This window comes from Pseudomonas sp. BN515, from assembly GCF_029873155.1.
Taxonomy (GTDB): Bacteria; Pseudomonadota; Gammaproteobacteria; order Pseudomonadales; family Pseudomonadaceae; genus Metapseudomonas.
Genome location: NZ_SSOH01000054.1, coordinates 1 through 16,998 on the forward strand (window position 1 = coordinate 1; position 16,998 = coordinate 16,998).

Consider the following 16,998-nt stretch of genomic DNA (forward strand, 5'->3'; position numbering starts at 1 on the left):
GGGATCAGAAGAAGCCCAGCGGGTTGATGTCGTAGCTCACCAGCAGGTTCTTGGTCTGCTGGTAGTGGTCGAGCATCATCTTGTGGGTTTCGCGGCCGACGCCGGACTTCTTGTAGCCACCGAAGGCGGCGTGCGCCGGGTACAGGTGGTAGCAGTTGGTCCACACGCGGCCGGCCTTGATGCCACGGCCCATGCGGTAGGCGCGGTTGATGTCGCGGGTCCACAGGCCGGCACCCAGGCCGAACTCGGTGTCGTTGGCGATCGCCAGGGCTTCGGCTTCGTCCTTGAAGGTGGTAACGCCCACCACCGGGCCGAAGATTTCTTCCTGGAACACACGCATCTTGTTGTGGCCCTTCAGCAGGGTCGGCTGGATGTAGTAGCCGGTGGACAGGCCGCCTTCCAGTTTCTCGGCGGCACCGCCGGTGAGCACTTCCGCGCCTTCCTGCTGGGCGATGTCGAGGTAGGAGAGGATCTTCTCGAACTGCTGCTGCGACGCCTGGGCGCCGACCATGGTCTCGGTATCCAGCGGGTCGCCGCGCTTGATGGCTTTGACCTTCTTCATCACCTCGGCCATGAACGCCGGGTAGATGGATTCCTGCACCAGGGCACGGGACGGGCAGGTGCAGACTTCACCTTGGTTGAAGAAGGCCAGCACCAGGCCTTCGGCAGCCTTTTCGATGAAGGCCGGCTCGGCCTGCATGATGTCTTCGAAGTAGATGTTCGGGCTCTTGCCGCCCAGCTCCACGGTGGAAGGAATGATGTTCTCGGCGGCGCACTTGAGGATGTGCGAACCCACCGGAGTGGAGCCGGTGAAGGCGATCTTGGCGATGCGCTTGCTGGTGGCCAGGGCTTCGCCCGCTTCCTTGCCGAAGCCTTGCACCACGTTGAGCACGCCGGCCGGCAGCAGGTCGCCGATCAGCTCCATCAGCACAGCGATGCCCAGCGGGGTCTGCTCGGCAGGTTTCAGCACCACGCAGTTGCCGGCGGCCAGGGCCGGAGCCAGTTTCCACGCAGCCATCAGCAGCGGGAAGTTCCACGGAATGATCTGGCCGACCACGCCCAGCGGTTCGTGGATGTGATAGGCGACGGTGTTCTCGTTGATCTCGGCGGCGCCGCCTTCCTGGGCGCGGATGCAGCCGGCGAAGTAGCGGAAGTGGTCGGCGGCGAGCGGAATGTCGGCGTTCAGGGTTTCACGCACGGCTTTGCCGTTGTCCCAGGTTTCGGTGACGGCCAGGACTTCCAGGTTCTGCTCGATGCGGTCGGCGATCTTCAGCAGGATCAGGGCGCGGTCCTGTACCGAGGTGCGGCCCCAGGCATCGACGACGGCGTGGGCGGCGTCCAGGGCTTTCTCGATATCTTCGGCGCCGGAACGGGGGAATTCGGCGATCACCTCGCCATTCACCGGAGAGGTGTTGGTGAAGTACTGGCCACCGATCGGCGCGACGAATTCGCCGCCGATGTAGTTGCCGTAACGCGGCTTGAAGGTGACGACGGCGCCCGGAGTGCCTGGTTGTGCGTAGATCATGGCGTTGCTCTCTCTGGTCGGTACCTGCCCGGCTGGGCAAGTTGTGGACCGATCTTAGTCAGCCGTTGCCCAGCCCCGGTATGCGCCCATGGGAGAGACGCCCTCGTCATTTGGTATTAGTTGGCGGGCGCCGAGGCCCGCGCCAGAGCCTTCTTCCCCGAAGCTGGAGTCGCCGCCTGCTCCGGCCGATACCCCAGCCGCAACCCACCCCAGTGCCGGCCCTGGACGATGATCGGCACCGAGAGATCGTGCATCAGCTCGCCCGTATCGCGGGTGTAGGTCTGCAGCAGCAGCGGTTGCTGGTGGCTGCCGCAGCGCAGGCCGGTGCGGTCGTTGAACATGCGTTTGCTTCGGCTGCGGGCCATGTCCTGCTCGGGGTCGCCGGTGGGTGCCTGGCTGAAGGCCTTGTTGTGGGTTGGCACATAGCCTTCCTGGGTGCAGGCGATGGCGAACACCAGCCCCTCGTGCTGCTTGAGCAGGGGTTCCTGGATATCCGGCAGGACCAGGTCGGTGTAGCGGTCGAAACGCGAGCTGTATTTCTGCGGGTAGGTACCCGGCACCACCTGAAAGCGGCGGTCGAAGAGGTCGTCGAGGCTGATACGCCCTTCCTGCACATCACGTTCGAAGCGCGCGGCAATGGCACTCGCGCCGTCGCGGGCCAGGTCATAGATGCGCTGGTGGTAGTCGTCCAGCCCCACTTCCGCCAGGCGCTCGCTGATGGTTTCGGCCTGCCCTTCCAACTGGCTGGCGGCTGCGGCCAGGCGGCGGGTCTGTTCATCGCTCATGCCCAGATCGCTGCGCATCTGCCCCACCGCCTCGAACAGCCCGGTGAGCTGGTCGCGGTTGGTCCGGGCGCCACGGGCGATCTCGTCCACCTGCCCTTCCACTGCAGCGGCCAGTCCGGCGATTTTCTCCAACTGGCGGCCGGTCAGTTCCACCTGGCCGACCCCGGCCTCCAGGTCCGTGGAGAGCTGCTGGATCTGTTCCACCACCAGTGCGGTCTGGCGCTGGATGTCGGCCACCATCTGGCCCACTTCACCGGTGGCGCTGGCCGTGCGCCCGGCCAGGCCACGCACCTCGTCCGCCACCACAGCAAAGCCACGACCATGCTCGCCGGCCCGCGCGGCCTCGATGGCAGCATTGAGCGCCAGCAGGTTGGTCTGGCTGGCGATGGACTGGATGACCTGGGCCACTTGCTGGATTTCCTCGCTGCGCTGGCTGAGGGTAGCGATCAGCTCGCGGCTGGCGCCGGCCCTGAGGCTCAGTTGCTGCATGAGCGCGATGGCCTGTTGCAGCACCTCGCGCCCTTCATCGCTGCTCTGGCGCGCGTCAAAGGCGGCGGTGAAAGCCTGCTGGCTGAGTTCAGACGTGGCGGCCTCGGTGGCGATCATCACCTCAGCGCTGCCGACGATGCGTTCGGCAGCCTGCAACTGGGACTTGAGGCGCTCGGCCAGGCGATCCACGGACCAGGCGACCCCGGCAGCGGACAAGGCGTTATGGCTTGTACTCCGGGACAAGTCGCGGGTGAGCCGGGAAAGGTCGGCGCCCTCTTCTACCGTTGCCCGCGCCTGGGGCTGCTGGCGGAACAGCCAGGGCAGCGGCAGCAACACGAGGACGCCGAGCCAGGGCGGCAGGCCCGTAAACGCCGCGCCAGCGGCGATGACGAGGATCAAGAGGCTGTGGATCAGGCAGTAGCGCATCGCTCATCCCTTTGTTGTCATTGTTTTCGGGTATTAAGCGGCGAATCGCCATCAGGCGACATGGTTCCTTGGTCGTAGAACACATGGTGTAGCGCCCTGGAAAAGGCCGAGAGCATGCCGTGCACAAGGTCGATCTCTTTAGCTCGGTCTGGACCGTAGGGTGCGCTGTGCGCACCGATTCCAGGGTCCGCCTCGGCACCCCGTCAAACCTCCGGTGCGCACGGCGCACCCTACCCGAGCGGCTTCATCCTGCGTCCTCAATGGTTTCCCAAGTTCCAACGAACAAGGCCCGCCGAGGCGGGCCTTGCAGCGCATCAGCGCTTGGCTACGGTATCTGCCTTCGGCAGTTTGAAGGTCCAGAGCATGCCGCCCTGGTTCAGGTCCTTGATGCGCTTGGCCACTTCACCACCCCAGAGCGGTACCGCACCACCCCAGCCGGACAGCACGGAGACGTACTGCTCGCCGTCCATTTCCCAGGTGATGGGCGAGCCGATCACGCCGGAACCGGTGTTGAACTCATAGAGTTTCTTGCCGGTCTTGGCGTCGAAGGCCATCAGGAAGCCCTCGGGGTTGCCGGTGAACACCAGGTTGCCCTTGGTGGCCAGGACGCCACCCCACAGCGGCGCGTAGTTCTTGTAGCGCCAGACTTCCTTGCCGGACTTCGGATCGATGGCGCGCAGCACGCCGATGTAATCCTCGTTCAGCGGCTTGATGGTGAAGCCCGCGCCCAGGTAGGCCGCGCCTTTCTTGTAGGCGATGTTCTCGTTCCACATGTCCATGCCCCACTCGTTGGAGGGCACGTAGAACAGGCCGGTGTCCTGGCTGTAGGCCATGGGCATCCAGTTCTTGCCACCGAGGAAGGACGGCGCGACGAACACCGAGCTGCCGTGCTTGCCATCGGTAGCCGGCGCGCCCGGACGCTTGGCGTCGTCGTAGATCGGACGGCCTTCCTTGTCCAGGCCCTTGGCCCAGGTCACGGTATCGACGAAGGGGAAGCCACGGATGAACTTGCCGTTGGTGCGATCCAGTACGTAGAAGAAGCCGTTACGGTCAGCAGTGGCCGCGGCCTTCACGGTCTTGCCGCCATCCTTGTAGTCGAAGGACACCAGCTCGTTGACGCCGTCGAAGTCCCAGCCGTCGTGCGGTGTGGTCTGGAAGTGCCACTTGATGGAGCCGTCTTCCGGATTCAGCGCCAGGCGCGAGGAGGAGTAGAGGTTGTCGCCCGGACGCAGGTGGGAGTTCCACGGCGAGGGGTTGCCGGTGCCGATCAGCAGGGTGTCGGTGTCCGGGTCGTAATAGCCGCCCAGCCAGGGCGCGGCACCGCCGGTCTTCCACAGGTCGCCTGGCCAGGTCTTGCCGGCTTCGCCGCCGGAGATGCCGTTCTCGACCTTCTTGCCGTCCTTGTAGACATAGCCCATGTGGCCTTCCACGGTCGGACGGCTCCAGAGCAGTTCTCCGTTCTTCGGGTTGTAGGCTTCGATCTTGCCCACCACGCCGAATTCGCCACCGGCGACACCGGTGATCAGCTTGCCCTTGACCACCAGCGGCGCGGCGGAAATCGAGTAGCCGGCCTTGTAGTCGGCCACGGTCTTGCGCCAGACCACTTTGCCGGTGTCCTTGTTCAGGGCGACCAGCTTGGCGTCGAGGGTGCCGAAGATCACCAGGTCGTCGTAGAGGGCCACGCCACGGTTGATCACGTCACAGCAGGGCATGATGCCGTCCGGCAGGCGGGCATCGTATTGCCAGAGCTTCTTGCCGGTGCGCGCATCAACGGCGAACACCCGCGAGTAGGAGCCGGTGACATACATCACGCCATCCTTCACCAGCGGCTGGGCCTGCTGGCCACGTTGCTTCTCGCCGCCGAAGGACAGTGCCCACACCGGGCGCAGCTGCTGCACGTTGTCGCTGTTGAGGGCTTCCAGGGTGCTGTAGCGCTGGCCTTGCAGGCCCAGGCCGTTGGTCACCACCTGGTCGGTGGATTTGGCGTCATCGAGGATTTCCTGGTCGGTGACACCGGCCAGGGCAACGCTGCTGGACAGCGCCATGGCGACGCACAGCAGCGTCCGGGCGAAAAGCTGGTTGGGTGTGGCGGGCTTCATTAGCGGCTACCTCTGCGGGCTTGTTGTTGTGATCCGGGAAAGTTTCCCGGTCTGCCGCAAATTCTTGGTTCGCCACGTGAGGCCAACAATTGGACGCAGTGCGGATTTTCCTACTCCGTTGGTAGCAATACCGCCATTCCCCCGCATACTTCAGCTGCCGATTGTGCGGCGGCCGCTTCCACTGGCAGACTGCCGCCCCTGCTTCACACTCCAATGCCCCGGGATCTATGCAAGTCTTCAGTGATCGTCAACTGCTCCTGGCCAGCTGGGCCCTCGTTCTCCTCGGCCTGCTGCTGGTACTGCCCTTCCGACTCCTGCCTTCCCTGCTGTCAGGGTTGCTGGTCTATGAACTGGTCATCACCCTGGCGCCCCGCCTGCAACCGGTGATCCCCGGCGGCCGCCGCGCCCGCTGGCTGGCCGTGGCACTGCTGGGCACACTGGTAGTCAGCTTGCTGTCGCTGTTCTTCGTGTGGATCGCCGGGGTGGTCATGCAGGAAGTGCACAACCCCGGCCAATTGCTGGAGAAGTTCATCACCCTCACCGAACAGGCCCGGGCACAGCTGCCGGCGTCTGTCGAGAACTACCTGCCGGCCAGCGCCGACGACCTGCGCCGCGAACTGATGGACTGGCTGCGCGCCCACGTCGGTCAGCTGCAGTTGCTGGGCAAGGGGGCGGCGCATACCTTCGTGACCATGCTGATCGGCATGATCCTCGGCGCCATCATCGCGCTGCAGCCCATCCCCAACTTCGAGACCCTGCGCCCGCTCAGTCGCGTCCTGCTGGAACGCATGGCCCTGCTGGTCACCGCCTTCCGCAATATCGTCTTCGCTCAGATCAAGATTTCACTGGTGAACACCACCCTGACCGGCATTTTCCTTGTCGTGGTGCTGCCGCTGATGGACATCCACCTGCCACTGACCAAGGTCCTGATCCTGCTGACCTTCCTCCTTGGCCTGCTGCCGGTGATCGGCAACCTGATGTCCAATACCCTCATCTTCATCGCCGGTTTTTCGGTGTCCCTCTGGGTGGCGGTCGGCGCCCTGGGCTACCTGATCGCCATCCACAAGCTGGAATACTTCCTCAACGCCCGGATCGTCGGCGGCCAGATCAGCGCCAGGGCCTGGGAGCTATTGCTCGCCATGCTCGCGTTCGAAGCGATCTTCGGCCTGCAGGGACTGGTGGCGGCGCCGATCTACTACGCCTACCTGAAGAGCGAGCTGAAGCACGCGGAGCTGGTGTAAGACCCGCCCAGACTCGACCGTAGGGTGCGCTGCGCGCACCGAAAATCTTGCGTAGGACTTCCGGTGCGCATGGCGCACCCTACGAATGGAAGCCTGTGCGGGCTCATCGGCTTCCTTCACTCCGCCGGGCTATCCACCCTCGGCATCCGCGCCATCTCGTACTTCGGGTAGAGGTGGCTGACGGTGCGGATCAGCTCGTAGCGGCTCAGGTTCACTGACGCAAAACGCTGGGGGATGGGTGTGCGAATCACCTCGTTCATCTCCTCGCCCTTCCCCGCCGCGTCTTTCAGCAACCCGTCCAGCCAGCCCAGGTAGTCACGCATCTGTTCGAACGGTGCCTTGTCCTGGCTGATGGGTCCGTGGCCGGGCACCAGGACTTTCCAGGGCTGCGCCTCCAGCGTGTCGATATCCGCCTGCCAGGCATCCAGACCGGGGCTGTTAGGCGTGGTCAGGGCGCGTTGGTAGAACACCAGGTCGCCGGCGAACAGCACGCCGGTGCGTTCATCCAGCACCGCGAGGTCGGCGCCGGTGTGGCCGCGCAGCCCCAGCAGGCGCAGGCGATGGCCACCAATTTCGCGCTCCCCCGGCTCCAGGATTTGGCTCGGCAACACCACCTCAGTGCCACGCATCCAGTCCCCGACCAGGCGGTACATGTTTTCCGCCATGGCGTTGCCCTGCTCATCGAGCAACTTGCGGGTGCCGGCCAGCGCAGCGATGGGCACGTCGCTGAAGGCCTGATTGCCCAGCACGTGATCCGGGTGATGGTGGGTCAACAGCACCAGCGTCACCGGCTGGTCGGTGACCGCCTTGATGGCCCGGCGCATGGCTTCGCCGTAGACCTTCGACGGCCCGGTGTCGATCACCACGACACCCGCCTCGGTGACGATGAAGCCGGTGTTGACGATGTTGCCGCCATTGGCCTTGTCGAAGTTATCGGTGCTGCCTTCCAGCAGCCAGGTGCCCTCGGCGATCTGCCTGGGGCTGAGTGCGTAGTCCTGCCCGGCCTGGGCGGTGATGGCGACGCAGGCCAGTATTAGGGCGATCAGGCGCATGGTCCCTCCTTAGAAACTGGCCTCGAATTCGTTGCCGTTGTTGTCCCGCAACCACAACCTGGCTTCCTCGTTGCCCTGCACTTCCAGGCTGATGGTGGGGTTCTCGCTCACCGCCGGGAACAGTTCGAGGCTGGCCAGCACCTGGCCGCGGGCGTCACGCAATTCCGCCTGGTTGAGGAAGAACTCGGGGATGCCGCCGACCAGACCGTTGTCCATGGGGTGGTCGATGCGCATACGCAGGCGATTGCTGCCGCCATGGGAGAAGCGGCCGCCGTGGACCTGGCCCAGGCGATCCTCCCAGCCGGCCTGGGCACGCACCACACTGGGCGCGGTGCAGCCACCGCCCGCCGCATCGACGCGCGTGGAGCCGATATGCCAGAGGCCGTCGCGGGTCAGCACGGCGGCGCGGATGGGCGTGGCCTGCTCGACGCGGATGCGGATGGCCAGCACCGGCGCCACCCGCTCGCCGGGCTGGAAGACGAATATCTGCGGAATCGGATTGAGCTCGGCCCAGGCCATGATCTTCACCACCTGACCTGCATAGGCGCGGGCGTCCACCTGGATCGGCACCTGGCGCGAATCCTCGGCAAAGGGCGGCGCGTCCAGCACCACCTTGGGGTCGTGGACGAAGGGCTGACCACCGAGGATCCGCTGGTGGAAGTAGTCCCACATGACCGATTCCACCGGGTCCTGGCCAGCGCCCAGCAACGGCGCGCTGGCCCCGAGCAATCCCAACAGCAGCAACGAACGCCTGTGCATCCCGCACCTCCGGCTATTGAACGTCCTGATAGAGCCCCGGCAACTCGTAGCGCAGGCCGTAGGCGGCGTAGAGCTTTTCCATGCGGCCGTCGCGCACCATGCCGTCGAGGGTTTCTTCCACGGCGTTGGCGAGCTGGCGATTACTCTCGTGCACCGCCATGCCGATGTCCCATTCGGGCTGGCCGAGGTTGGGATAGGTGTTGTCGGCGTTGAGAATCTGTGGGTCGTGGGCCTGGTGCTCCAGCCAGTCCAGCTCCCCGCGCAGGGCCATCACTGCATCCACCTCACCCTTGCGCATGCCTTCGAAGGCCGCTGCCGGCCCCTGGTAGTGGTGGGTATTGCGCGCCAGGCGCCCGGCGAATACCGAGGTGAGGTAGAAGGACGGCACGCTTTCCAGCTCCACGCCGATGGGATGGAACTGGAACACCCCGATGCTCGGCACCTCGGGCAGGCGCCGGCTGTCGTAGGCCACCTGCCAGCGTTCGCGCTGGTACGGACCGAACATCACCACCTGCTCGTTGGCCAACTCGCCCACGTCATTGCGCTTCTGCGAGTAGTCACGGTCGTAAGGCACCCGCAGCATCACATCGGCGAGCACGCCGGGACGCATGTAGTGCCCCTTCCAGATGAAGTTGCGCAGGTCATCGTCAAGCCGTTCTCCCGGCGTGACCCAGAGCAGTTCCAGCTTCAGCCCGAGCCCCTCGGCCAGGGCATTGGCAAGGTCGATATCGACTCCGCGCGCCTTGCCGTCTTCCTTGAAGCTGTAGGGCGCGAAGTTCTCGTAGACGGCCACCCGCAGCACGCCCGAGTCGACGATGTCGTCATAGGGGCGCACCTGTGCCTGCGCCAGAGGCAGGCACAGCAGCCAGCACAACAGAACCAGCAGGCGCATGGCGATCACTCGTCCACGTGCACGCTTTCCAGGTAGGTGCGGATGGCCCAGAGCGCTTCCTGGCTCAGGTAGTCGGCCATCTTCGGCATGTACACCGCGCCGTCGCGCACCGCACCGTTGATCACGCGCTCCTTGAACCACTCATCGCCGCTGGCGTCGGTTTCCAGGAAACGCAGGTCGGGGGCGATACCACCGGACTTGGCTTCCAGGCCATGGCAGCGCGCGCAGTTCTGGTTGTAGGCGGAGGAACCGATCTCGACCGCCAGGTCATGCTGGGCATAAGGCGCGCGGTAGGGGTTCTCGTCGCGCCACTCCTTGCCCAACTGCTCCAGGCCTTCGGTGTTCACTGCCTGGGGCACCACGTCGCCGTGGGCCAGGACGATTCCGCTGAGGGTCAGACCGGCCAGGAATGCGAGGCCGCGCAGTGCGCTGTTCTTGTTCATCACGTACATCCTCATTAGCTGTGCAAGGCGGCGCCCCGGTGAGGCGCTGTGAGGAAATGGTAAGAAGCCCCCGATCACACCCCCATCCTGCTTTGGTGGCCTGGCCCTACTTCCTTGGTAGTAGTGCCAAGTCATGGGGCACGGGATCAGTCCATAGGATGTGGCGGGCGGCGCTCCGCTGGAGCGCAGCGATACCCATCACTGGTGTGCGCTGGCGCATCAGACCGTGGATTCGCTATGAGGACATGCCTCGCTTCCAGGGGCAGGTGCCGGAGAGGAAGGCGTTGTTGTGAGTTGTAGGGCGCTTCTTTGTGGGAGCGAATTTATTCGCGAATGAATTCGCTCCCACAGATGAGTCCTGATCTGGCCGTGCTCACCCTCGCCGGAGGCCAGCTTCGCTGTCCTTGGCGAATGAATTCGCCCCCACAGGATGAGTGCCCCGCCGGCACTCTTTTGACCGTAGGGTGCGCCGTGCGCACAGATGCTCTTCTGCACCGGGCCCAGCTTCGCTGGCCTTGGCGAATGAATTCGCCCCTACAAGGTGAGTAATGAGCTGCGTCGACAGGGCGCTTCAATCCTTCAGCCAGATGACCGGCAACACCGAGGTACTGCCCTGGGGTTGGATGCCGGAGGGGCCGACGCGGTCGAAGCCGAGCAGGCTGAGGATCAGCAGCAAAGGCAACAGCAAGTGTTTGAGGATGCGCATTGGACGGCTTCCTTCTGGTTTTTGTTTTGTCATCCTAGGGCCTCGTCGCCGCCCGCCTTCTACTACCTTGGTACCACCCGACCGGTACTTTCTTCATATTTCCCAGGCCCTGCCCCATTCCTATGCTGGCTCCACGTTCAGAGGAGCCATGAAATGCGCCATTACCTGCTCCACGGCCTAACCTACTTGCTGGCGCTGACCAGCGCCGCCCTGGTCGCGACACATGTCCACGCTGAAGACGACGGCCTGGAGGTGCGCATCGGCTATCTGGCCTGGGAGCCCGCGCGCGGCCCGCTGTTGTCCAACGTGATTCCCGAACCGGAAGATGCCGGCCTGCGGGGTGCCGAACTCGCCATCATCGACAGCAACAGCACCGGCCGCTTCGTCAAGCAGAGCTACGCGCTGAGCGCCGTGCGCACCGACACGCCCGAGGCGTTGCTGACCCAGGCGCGGGCGCTGCATGAACAGGGCCTGCGCCTGTTCGTGGTCAACGCCCCGGCGAAGGAGCTGCTGCAACTGGCCGATGCCCTCCCGGACAGCCTGCTGTTCAACGCCGGCAGCGCCAGCGACGAGCTGCGCGGTGCCGAGTGCCGCGCCAATCTGCTGCACAGCCTGCCCAACCGCGCGATGCTGGCCGACGCCCTGGCGCAGTTCCTCGCCACCCGCCGTTGGCAGCGCTGGCTGCTGGTGACCGGCGAAACGCTGGACGACCTGGCCTACGCCTCCGCCCTGCGCCGCTCCGCCGGGCGCTTCGGCGCGAAGATAGTCGAGGAGAAACCCTGGACCTTCGACAACGACCAGCGCCGCAGCGCCCAGGCGGACATGCCTTTGTTCACACAAGCCAGCGAGTACGACGTGGTGCTGGTGGCGGACGAGCGCGGCGATTTCGGCGAGTACCTGCCCTACAACACCTGGTACCCGCGCCCCGTGGCCGGCACCCAGGGCCTGACCCCCACCGGCTGGCACAAGACGGTGGAAACCTACGGCGCCGCCCAGCTGCAGAAGCGTTTCGAAGCACTGGCTGGGCGCTGGATGAATGACCGTGACTTCGCCGCCTGGATTGCCGTGCGCAGCATCGCCAGCGCCGTGACCCGCCTGAAGAACGCCGACGCCCAGGCCATCCGTGCCCTCGCGCTGTCCGCCGACCTGCCGCTGGATGGCTTCAAGGGCCGCAAGCTGAGCTACCGCGACTGGGACGGCCAACTGCGCCAACCCATTCCGCTGGTGCAGCCACGCTCGCTGGTCAGCACCTCGCCCCAGGACGGTTTCCTGCACCCGGTGAGCGAGCTGGACAGCCTGGGCTTCGACCGCCCCGAGAGCAGTTGCCACCGCTTCACCGCCGCCAACTGACAACAACAAGAAGGAAATCCGCCATGCCCACTCCCCTTGCTGCCGCCATAGGCTCCGCCCTGCTGCTGTTCGCCGGCCAGGCACTGGCCGCCACCGCCTATGTGTCCAACGAGAAGGACGACAGCATCAGCGTCATCGACCTGGACAGCCTTGAAGTCACCGCCAGCCTCGATGTGGGCGCGCGTCCCCGTGGCCTGGCGCTGTCCAGTGACAACAAGCTGCTCTACATCTGCGCCAGCGATTCCGACACGGTGCAGGTGATGGATCTCGCCACGCGCAAGATCATCAAGGAGCTGCCCTCCGGCGCCGACCCGGAGCAATTCGCCCTGCACCCCAATGACCGCTGGCTGTACATCTCCAACGAAGACGATGCGCTGGTGACGGTGGTGGACACCCAGAGCGACCAGGTGCTGGCACAGATCCAGGTCGGCGTGGAGCCCGAAGGCATGGCGGTGAGCCCGGATGGCAAGTGGGCGGTGAACACCAGCGAAACCACCAACATGCTGCACTGGATCGACACCGCCACCCAGCAGCTGGTGGACAACACCCTGGTGGACCAGCGCCCCCGCCACGTGGAGTTCAGCCCGGACGGGAAGCTGCTTTGGGCCTCGGCGGAAATCGGCGGCACGGTGACGGTGGTCGATGTGGCCAGCCGCCAGGTGCAGAAGGTGCTGAAGTTCCAGATCAAAGGCGTGCACCCGGACAAGGTGCAGCCGGTGGGGGTGAAGCTGACCCGCGACGGCAAGTACGCCTTCGTCGCCCTGGGCCCGGCCAACCATGTGGCCGTGCTGGACGCCAGGACCTATGAAGTCCTCGACTACCTGCTGGTGGGCCGGCGCGTCTGGCACCTGGCGTTCACTCCGGACGAGAAGCGCCTGCTGGCCACCAATGGCATCAGCGGCGACGTTTCGGTGATCGATGTCGAGAGCCTCAAGGTGACCAAGTCGATCAAGGTCGGCCGGTATCCCTGGGGCGTGGTGGTGACGCCATGAACGCGCTCGACCTGATCGACGTGGGCTTCTCCTATGGCCCGCGTCGTGCGCTCTCCGACGTGGGCTTCCACCTCGCGGCGGGCAGCTTCACGGCTCTCCTGGGACCCAATGGTGCGGGCAAATCCACCCTGATCGCCCTGCTCACCCGGCTCTACGACCTGCGCCAGGGTGAGATTCGCGTCTGCGGCTATTCCCTGCGCCAGGAGCCACGCAAGGCCCTGGCGAAGCTGGGGGTGGTGTTCCAGCAAAGCACGCTGGACCTGGACCTTTCCGTCGAACAGAACCTGCGTTACCACGCCGCCCTCCACGGCCTGCCGGGCCGGCTGGCGGGCGAGCGCATCGAGCGGGAACTGGAGCGGCACCAACTGGGGCCGCGCCGGCACGACAAGGTGCGCCTGCTCAATGGCGGCCACCGGCGCAGGGTGGAGATCGCCCGCGCACTGCTCCACGAGCCACGCCTGCTGTTACTGGACGAGGCCAGCGCCGGCCTCGACCCGGCCAGCCGCGATGGCTTGAACCGGCATGTGCGACAGCTCTGCCGCGAGCAAGGCGTCGCCGTGCTCTGGACCACTCACCTGTTGGACGAGGTCCGACCCGAGGACCGTCTGCTGGTGCTCAACCAGGGGCGGATCATCGCCAACGATCGCGCCGCCAACCTGGGCGCACAGCAGGAAGGCGGCCTCGCTGCAGCGTTCGAGCGGCTGACGGCATGATCGCCTCGTCGGACCGGTTCGGTGCGCACGGCGCACCCTACGCGAAGAACTTGACCGTAGGGTGCGCCATGCGCACCAGCGACCCCGCACAGAAACCCCGGTGCGCGCGGCGCACCCTACCCATATTCGGAGGCGTGACGATGCTCGCTCCCTATTGGCATTGCCTGCGCGGCATCCTGCTGCGTGAGTGGCTGCGTTTCGTGCTGCAGCGCACTCGTTTTCTCAGCGCCCTGGTGCGCCCGCTGCTCTGGCTGCTGGTATTCGCCGCCGGCTTCCGTGCGGCACTGGGCATCGCCATCATCGAGCCCTACGACACCTACATCACCTACGAGACCTACATAGTCCCGGGACTGGCCTGCATGATCCTGCTGTTCAACGGCATGCAAGGTTCGCTGTCGATGGTCTACGACCGCGAGATGGGCAGCATGCGCCTGCTGCTCACCAGCCCCCTGCCCCGTCCTTTCCTGCTGGGCGCCAGGCTGCTGGCCACATCGCTGGTATCACTGCTGCAGGTCTACGCCTTCCTCGCCATCGCCTGGCTCTACGGTGTGCAGCCTCCTCCCTTCGGCCTGCTGTCGGCATTGCCTGCGCTGCTGTTGGCAGCACTGCTGCTCAGCGCCCTGGGCCTGTTGCTGTCCAACGGAATCCGCCAGTTGGAGAACTTTGCCGGGGTGATGAACTTCGTGATTTTCCCGCTGTTCTTCCTCTCCTCGGCGCTCTACCCCTTGTGGAAGATGCGCGAGGCAAGCGAGTGGCTGTATTGGCTCTGCGCCCTGAACCCGTTCAGCCATGCAGTGGAGATGGTGCGCTTCGCCCTCTATGAGCGCTTCAACGGATTGGCGACTGTCGTCTGCCTGGCGCTGACCCTGTTCTTCGCCATCGCCGCGATGCTCAGCTTCAACCCCCAGCACGCCGCGTTGCGCAAATCCGGCTGAGGGCAAAAAACACCCTTTGTTAAGGCCGGGTTACAGCGCAAAGCTGTATGCGTCCGTTGGGAATCAAAGGCAAATCATTAGTCATAAAGCGCCTGACAGCGGTCCGAATACCAATTGACGGCATCTGGCCACCAGTAACAATATGTTTCGATTGAACGAAAAAGGTACAAGTGCAGGAGGTTCTTCCTTCGTCTCTGCAAGCTGTCGCGGCCCTTTTGTGTGAGGACTAGCCAGGGTCAGTTAGCGTGATCACCTGTGCATCCACTGCGCCCCAGCTTCCTTTGGCGTAGCCACGGACCAAGGCATTTTCCCGTTGCTTGGGTTAAAGGGGTCGAGAGTACGTGGAGGACTGAATGTACCTTCCGAGAGACGCGTCAAGGGCACGCCTCAGGGAAGCTGAACATGCACGGAAGAATTTCGCTGACCTGGCGAATGCCTTTACTAAAGGGGAAGTCACACGACGCGACTTCATCAAATGGGGCTTGGCGACTTCCAGTGGCTTGCTGGTTCCCGTACACGGCCTGACTCCCTTCTCCAGCAGCGCCTACGCGGAGACGTTCGACATCCCCACGGGGTTGTCACCCAGCCCACTGTTCGGCGTACAACCTTTCACCCAACCCATGCCGCGCTTTGATGTGTTGCCGCGCAAGGCCTTCACCTTCGGCGCGGGTGTGATGAACCCCATTCCCGCATTTCCGCGCGTGCCCGGCCCTGACCCGACCGAACAGGCCAACACCAAGCAGCAACCGGTTCCCGCCGTACTGGGCGGTGGCACCGGCCCCATCGAGGGACGGCCACCGGGACCGATCTGGGCCCACCAGCAGTGGACGAATTTCCCACCCCAGGTAGCGGTGGAGGTCACCCAGGAGGGCGCCAAGCCCAACACTGTCTACAACCCCGGTGTGCCGTCGAGCCTGAACTCCGGCATCAACGCTTCTGCGGCCTTCAAGCCGCGCTTCCACCCCAACCTGCCGGACCAGGGACCGCTGGCGTTATGGACCTTCAATGGCACCCTGCCGCCCAAGCTGCTGATCGGCCGTTATCACGAGTCGATCCTGTTCCGTCACCACAACCGTCTGCCGGATGATCCAGCGCAGAACGGAGGCTTCGGTATCCACACCATCAGTACCCATGAACACAACGGCCACCATGGGGCGGAGAACGACGGATTCACCGGGGCCTATTTCTTCCCCCGGCAGTATTACGACTACCACTACCCGATCTGCCACGGTGGCTACAACACCGTCAACACGGGCGCCAACGACCCGCGTTGTGGTTCGCCCGACGATGCCGGTGGTATCGAGAACGTCCAGGGTGACTTCCACGAAACCATGAGCACCCACTGGTTCCACGACCACATGTTCAGCTTCACCTCGCAGAACGTGTACAAGGGCAACGCCGGGATGTTCAACATCTACAGCAGCCTGGACCGCGGCAACGAGGAGTTGAACGACGGCGTGAACCTGCGCCTGCCCAGTGGCTCGGCCAAGTCGTTCGGCAACCTCGACTACGACGTGAACCTGATGCTCGCCGACAAGGCCTGGGACCAGGACGGCCAACTGGCCATGGATATCTTCGACTTCGATGGGTTCCTCGGCGATGTGATGACGGTGAACCTGGTCTACAAGCCGTACTTCGAAGTGGAACGGCGCAAGTACCGCTTCCGCATCCTCAATGCGGCGGTGGCACGGTTCTTCAAGCTGTCCCTGAGCGATGCCTCGCCGATGATCCAGATCGCCAATGACGGCAACCTGCTGCCGACGCCGGTGGTGCTCAACACGCTGGACGAAATCGGCATCGCCGAACGCTACGACATCGTCATCGACTTCAAGCGCTACAAGGTCGGTGACAAGGTGTGGCTGGTGAACCTCGCCGAACACGAGAATGGCCGCAAGCCCAAGGAGGACCTGTCCCTGCGCGAGGCCATGTCGGGCAACTCCAGCGACCCGTGCGTCGGTCGCTTCCTGGAGTTCCGCATCGTGCGTGACCCGGCCCGACCCGATGTCAGCCAGGTGCCGGACCAGTTGATCGTGAACCCGGACCTGACGACCATTCCGGTCGCAGCCCAGCGCACCTTCGAGTTTGGCCGTGGCGCCAAGCAGAACAGCACCGACCCGATCACCAGCTTCCTGGGCCCGTGGGGCATCAAGGTCGACGGGGTTACCACACTGGCGGCGGACTTCGGACGGATCTCGGCCGGGCCACGCTTTGGCACCCGCGAAATCTGGACCTTGAGAAATGGCGGCGGTGGCTGGGATCACCCGATCCATATCCACTTCGAGGAAGGCCAGATCCTCGCCCGCGACGGCAAGGCGAGCAACGTGCCGGCCTGGGAACGGGGACGCAAGGATGTGTACCGCCTGCACCCAGGGGGCAGCGTCACGCTCACCATGCAGTTCCGCGACTTCGGCGGGATGTTCATGGAGCACTGCCACAACACCACCCACGAAGACAACGCCATGCTCCTGCGCTGGGAGATCGACGATGCCGGCGGCGCTTTCCTGCGGCCGCTGCCAACGCCAGTTCCAACGCCACAGGGCGTCAAGTTCGTGGCACCTGACGAGATCCTGCCCACCGCGTTCCGCTAGGAG

14 protein-coding genes are annotated in these 16,998 nt (G+C 64.6%); 6 read left to right on the plus strand and 8 right to left on the minus strand.

Annotated features, from left to right (window positions below):
• Positions 1–4: 4 nt before the first annotated feature.
• The 3 genes from E8E91_RS14055 to E8E91_RS14065 form a co-directional block, all read right to left on the minus strand.
• Positions 5–1,525 carry an aldehyde dehydrogenase family protein gene (locus E8E91_RS14055; RefSeq protein WP_280376258.1) on the minus strand — a complete coding sequence of 507 codons (1,521 nt, stop codon included), beginning with the start codon at positions 1,523–1,525 and terminating at the stop codon, positions 5–7.
• A 116-nt stretch (positions 1,526–1,641) separates the two neighbouring features.
• The gene (locus tag E8E91_RS14060) at positions 1,642–3,225 is read right to left on the minus strand and encodes a methyl-accepting chemotaxis protein (RefSeq protein WP_280376259.1); all 1,584 of its coding nucleotides are present in this window, start codon (positions 3,223–3,225) and stop codon (positions 1,642–1,644) included.
• 314 nt (positions 3,226–3,539) lie between these two features.
• Positions 3,540–5,324 (minus strand): methanol/ethanol family PQQ-dependent dehydrogenase, encoded by a 1,785-nt coding sequence (locus E8E91_RS14065; RefSeq protein ID WP_280376260.1) that lies wholly within the window; start codon positions 5,322–5,324, stop codon positions 3,540–3,542.
• A 227-nt stretch (positions 5,325–5,551) separates the two neighbouring features.
• On the opposite strand from E8E91_RS14065, the gene E8E91_RS14070 reads away from it, so the two are divergent.
• Positions 5,552–6,565, plus strand: coding sequence for a hypothetical protein (locus E8E91_RS14070; protein WP_280366540.1), 1,014 nt, complete (start codon positions 5,552–5,554; stop codon positions 6,563–6,565).
• A 116-nt stretch (positions 6,566–6,681) separates the two neighbouring features.
• On the opposite strand, the gene E8E91_RS14075 is transcribed toward E8E91_RS14070, so the two are convergent.
• The 5 genes from E8E91_RS14075 to E8E91_RS14095 form a co-directional block, all read right to left on the minus strand.
• Positions 6,682–7,617: a quinoprotein relay system zinc metallohydrolase 1 gene (locus tag E8E91_RS14075; RefSeq protein WP_280376261.1), complete on the minus strand. Its 936-nt coding sequence runs from the start codon at positions 7,615–7,617 to the stop codon at positions 6,682–6,684.
• 9 nt (positions 7,618–7,626) lie between these two features.
• Positions 7,627–8,376 (minus strand): quinoprotein dehydrogenase-associated SoxYZ-like carrier, encoded by a 750-nt coding sequence (locus E8E91_RS14080; protein ID WP_280376262.1) that lies wholly within the window; start codon positions 8,374–8,376, stop codon positions 7,627–7,629.
• A 13-nt stretch (positions 8,377–8,389) separates the two neighbouring features.
• Positions 8,390–9,268, minus strand: a complete 879-nt coding sequence (locus E8E91_RS14085; protein WP_280376263.1) for an ABC transporter substrate-binding protein — start codon at positions 9,266–9,268, stop codon at positions 8,390–8,392.
• 5 nt (positions 9,269–9,273) lie between these two features.
• Positions 9,274–9,711 (minus strand): cytochrome c-550 PedF, encoded by a 438-nt coding sequence (pedF, locus tag E8E91_RS14090; protein ID WP_280376264.1) that lies wholly within the window; start codon positions 9,709–9,711, stop codon positions 9,274–9,276.
• A 571-nt stretch (positions 9,712–10,282) separates the two neighbouring features.
• Positions 10,283–10,417, minus strand: coding sequence for a hypothetical protein (locus E8E91_RS14095; protein ID WP_256873287.1), 135 nt, complete (start codon positions 10,415–10,417; stop codon positions 10,283–10,285).
• A gap of 153 nt (positions 10,418–10,570) precedes the next feature.
• Between E8E91_RS14095 and E8E91_RS14100 the strand changes: the two genes are divergently transcribed.
• The 5 genes from E8E91_RS14100 to E8E91_RS14120 all read left to right on the plus strand — a co-directional run bounded on the left by E8E91_RS14100 (position 10,571) and on the right by E8E91_RS14120 (position 16,995).
• Positions 10,571–11,767 carry an ABC transporter substrate-binding protein gene (locus E8E91_RS14100; RefSeq protein WP_280376265.1) on the plus strand — a complete coding sequence of 399 codons (1,197 nt, stop codon included), beginning with the start codon at positions 10,571–10,573 and terminating at the stop codon, positions 11,765–11,767.
• Between the two features lie 23 nt (positions 11,768–11,790).
• Positions 11,791–12,759, plus strand: a complete 969-nt coding sequence (locus tag E8E91_RS14105) for a YVTN family beta-propeller repeat protein (RefSeq protein ID WP_280366553.1) — start codon at positions 11,791–11,793, stop codon at positions 12,757–12,759.
• A complete protein-coding gene (locus tag E8E91_RS14110; protein ID WP_280376266.1) occupies positions 12,756–13,472 on the plus strand; it encodes an ABC transporter ATP-binding protein in 717 nt (238 codons plus the stop codon). Before E8E91_RS14105 ends, E8E91_RS14110 begins: the two co-directional genes overlap by 4 nt.
• Before the next feature lie 140 nt (positions 13,473–13,612).
• The gene (locus E8E91_RS14115; protein WP_280366559.1) at positions 13,613–14,407 is read left to right on the plus strand and encodes an ABC transporter permease; all 795 of its coding nucleotides are present in this window, start codon (positions 13,613–13,615) and stop codon (positions 14,405–14,407) included.
• A 482-nt stretch (positions 14,408–14,889) separates the two neighbouring features.
• Positions 14,890–16,995 carry a multicopper oxidase domain-containing protein gene (locus tag E8E91_RS14120; protein WP_280376267.1) on the plus strand — a complete coding sequence of 702 codons (2,106 nt, stop codon included), beginning with the start codon at positions 14,890–14,892 and terminating at the stop codon, positions 16,993–16,995.
• Positions 16,996–16,998: the final 3 nt, after the last annotated feature.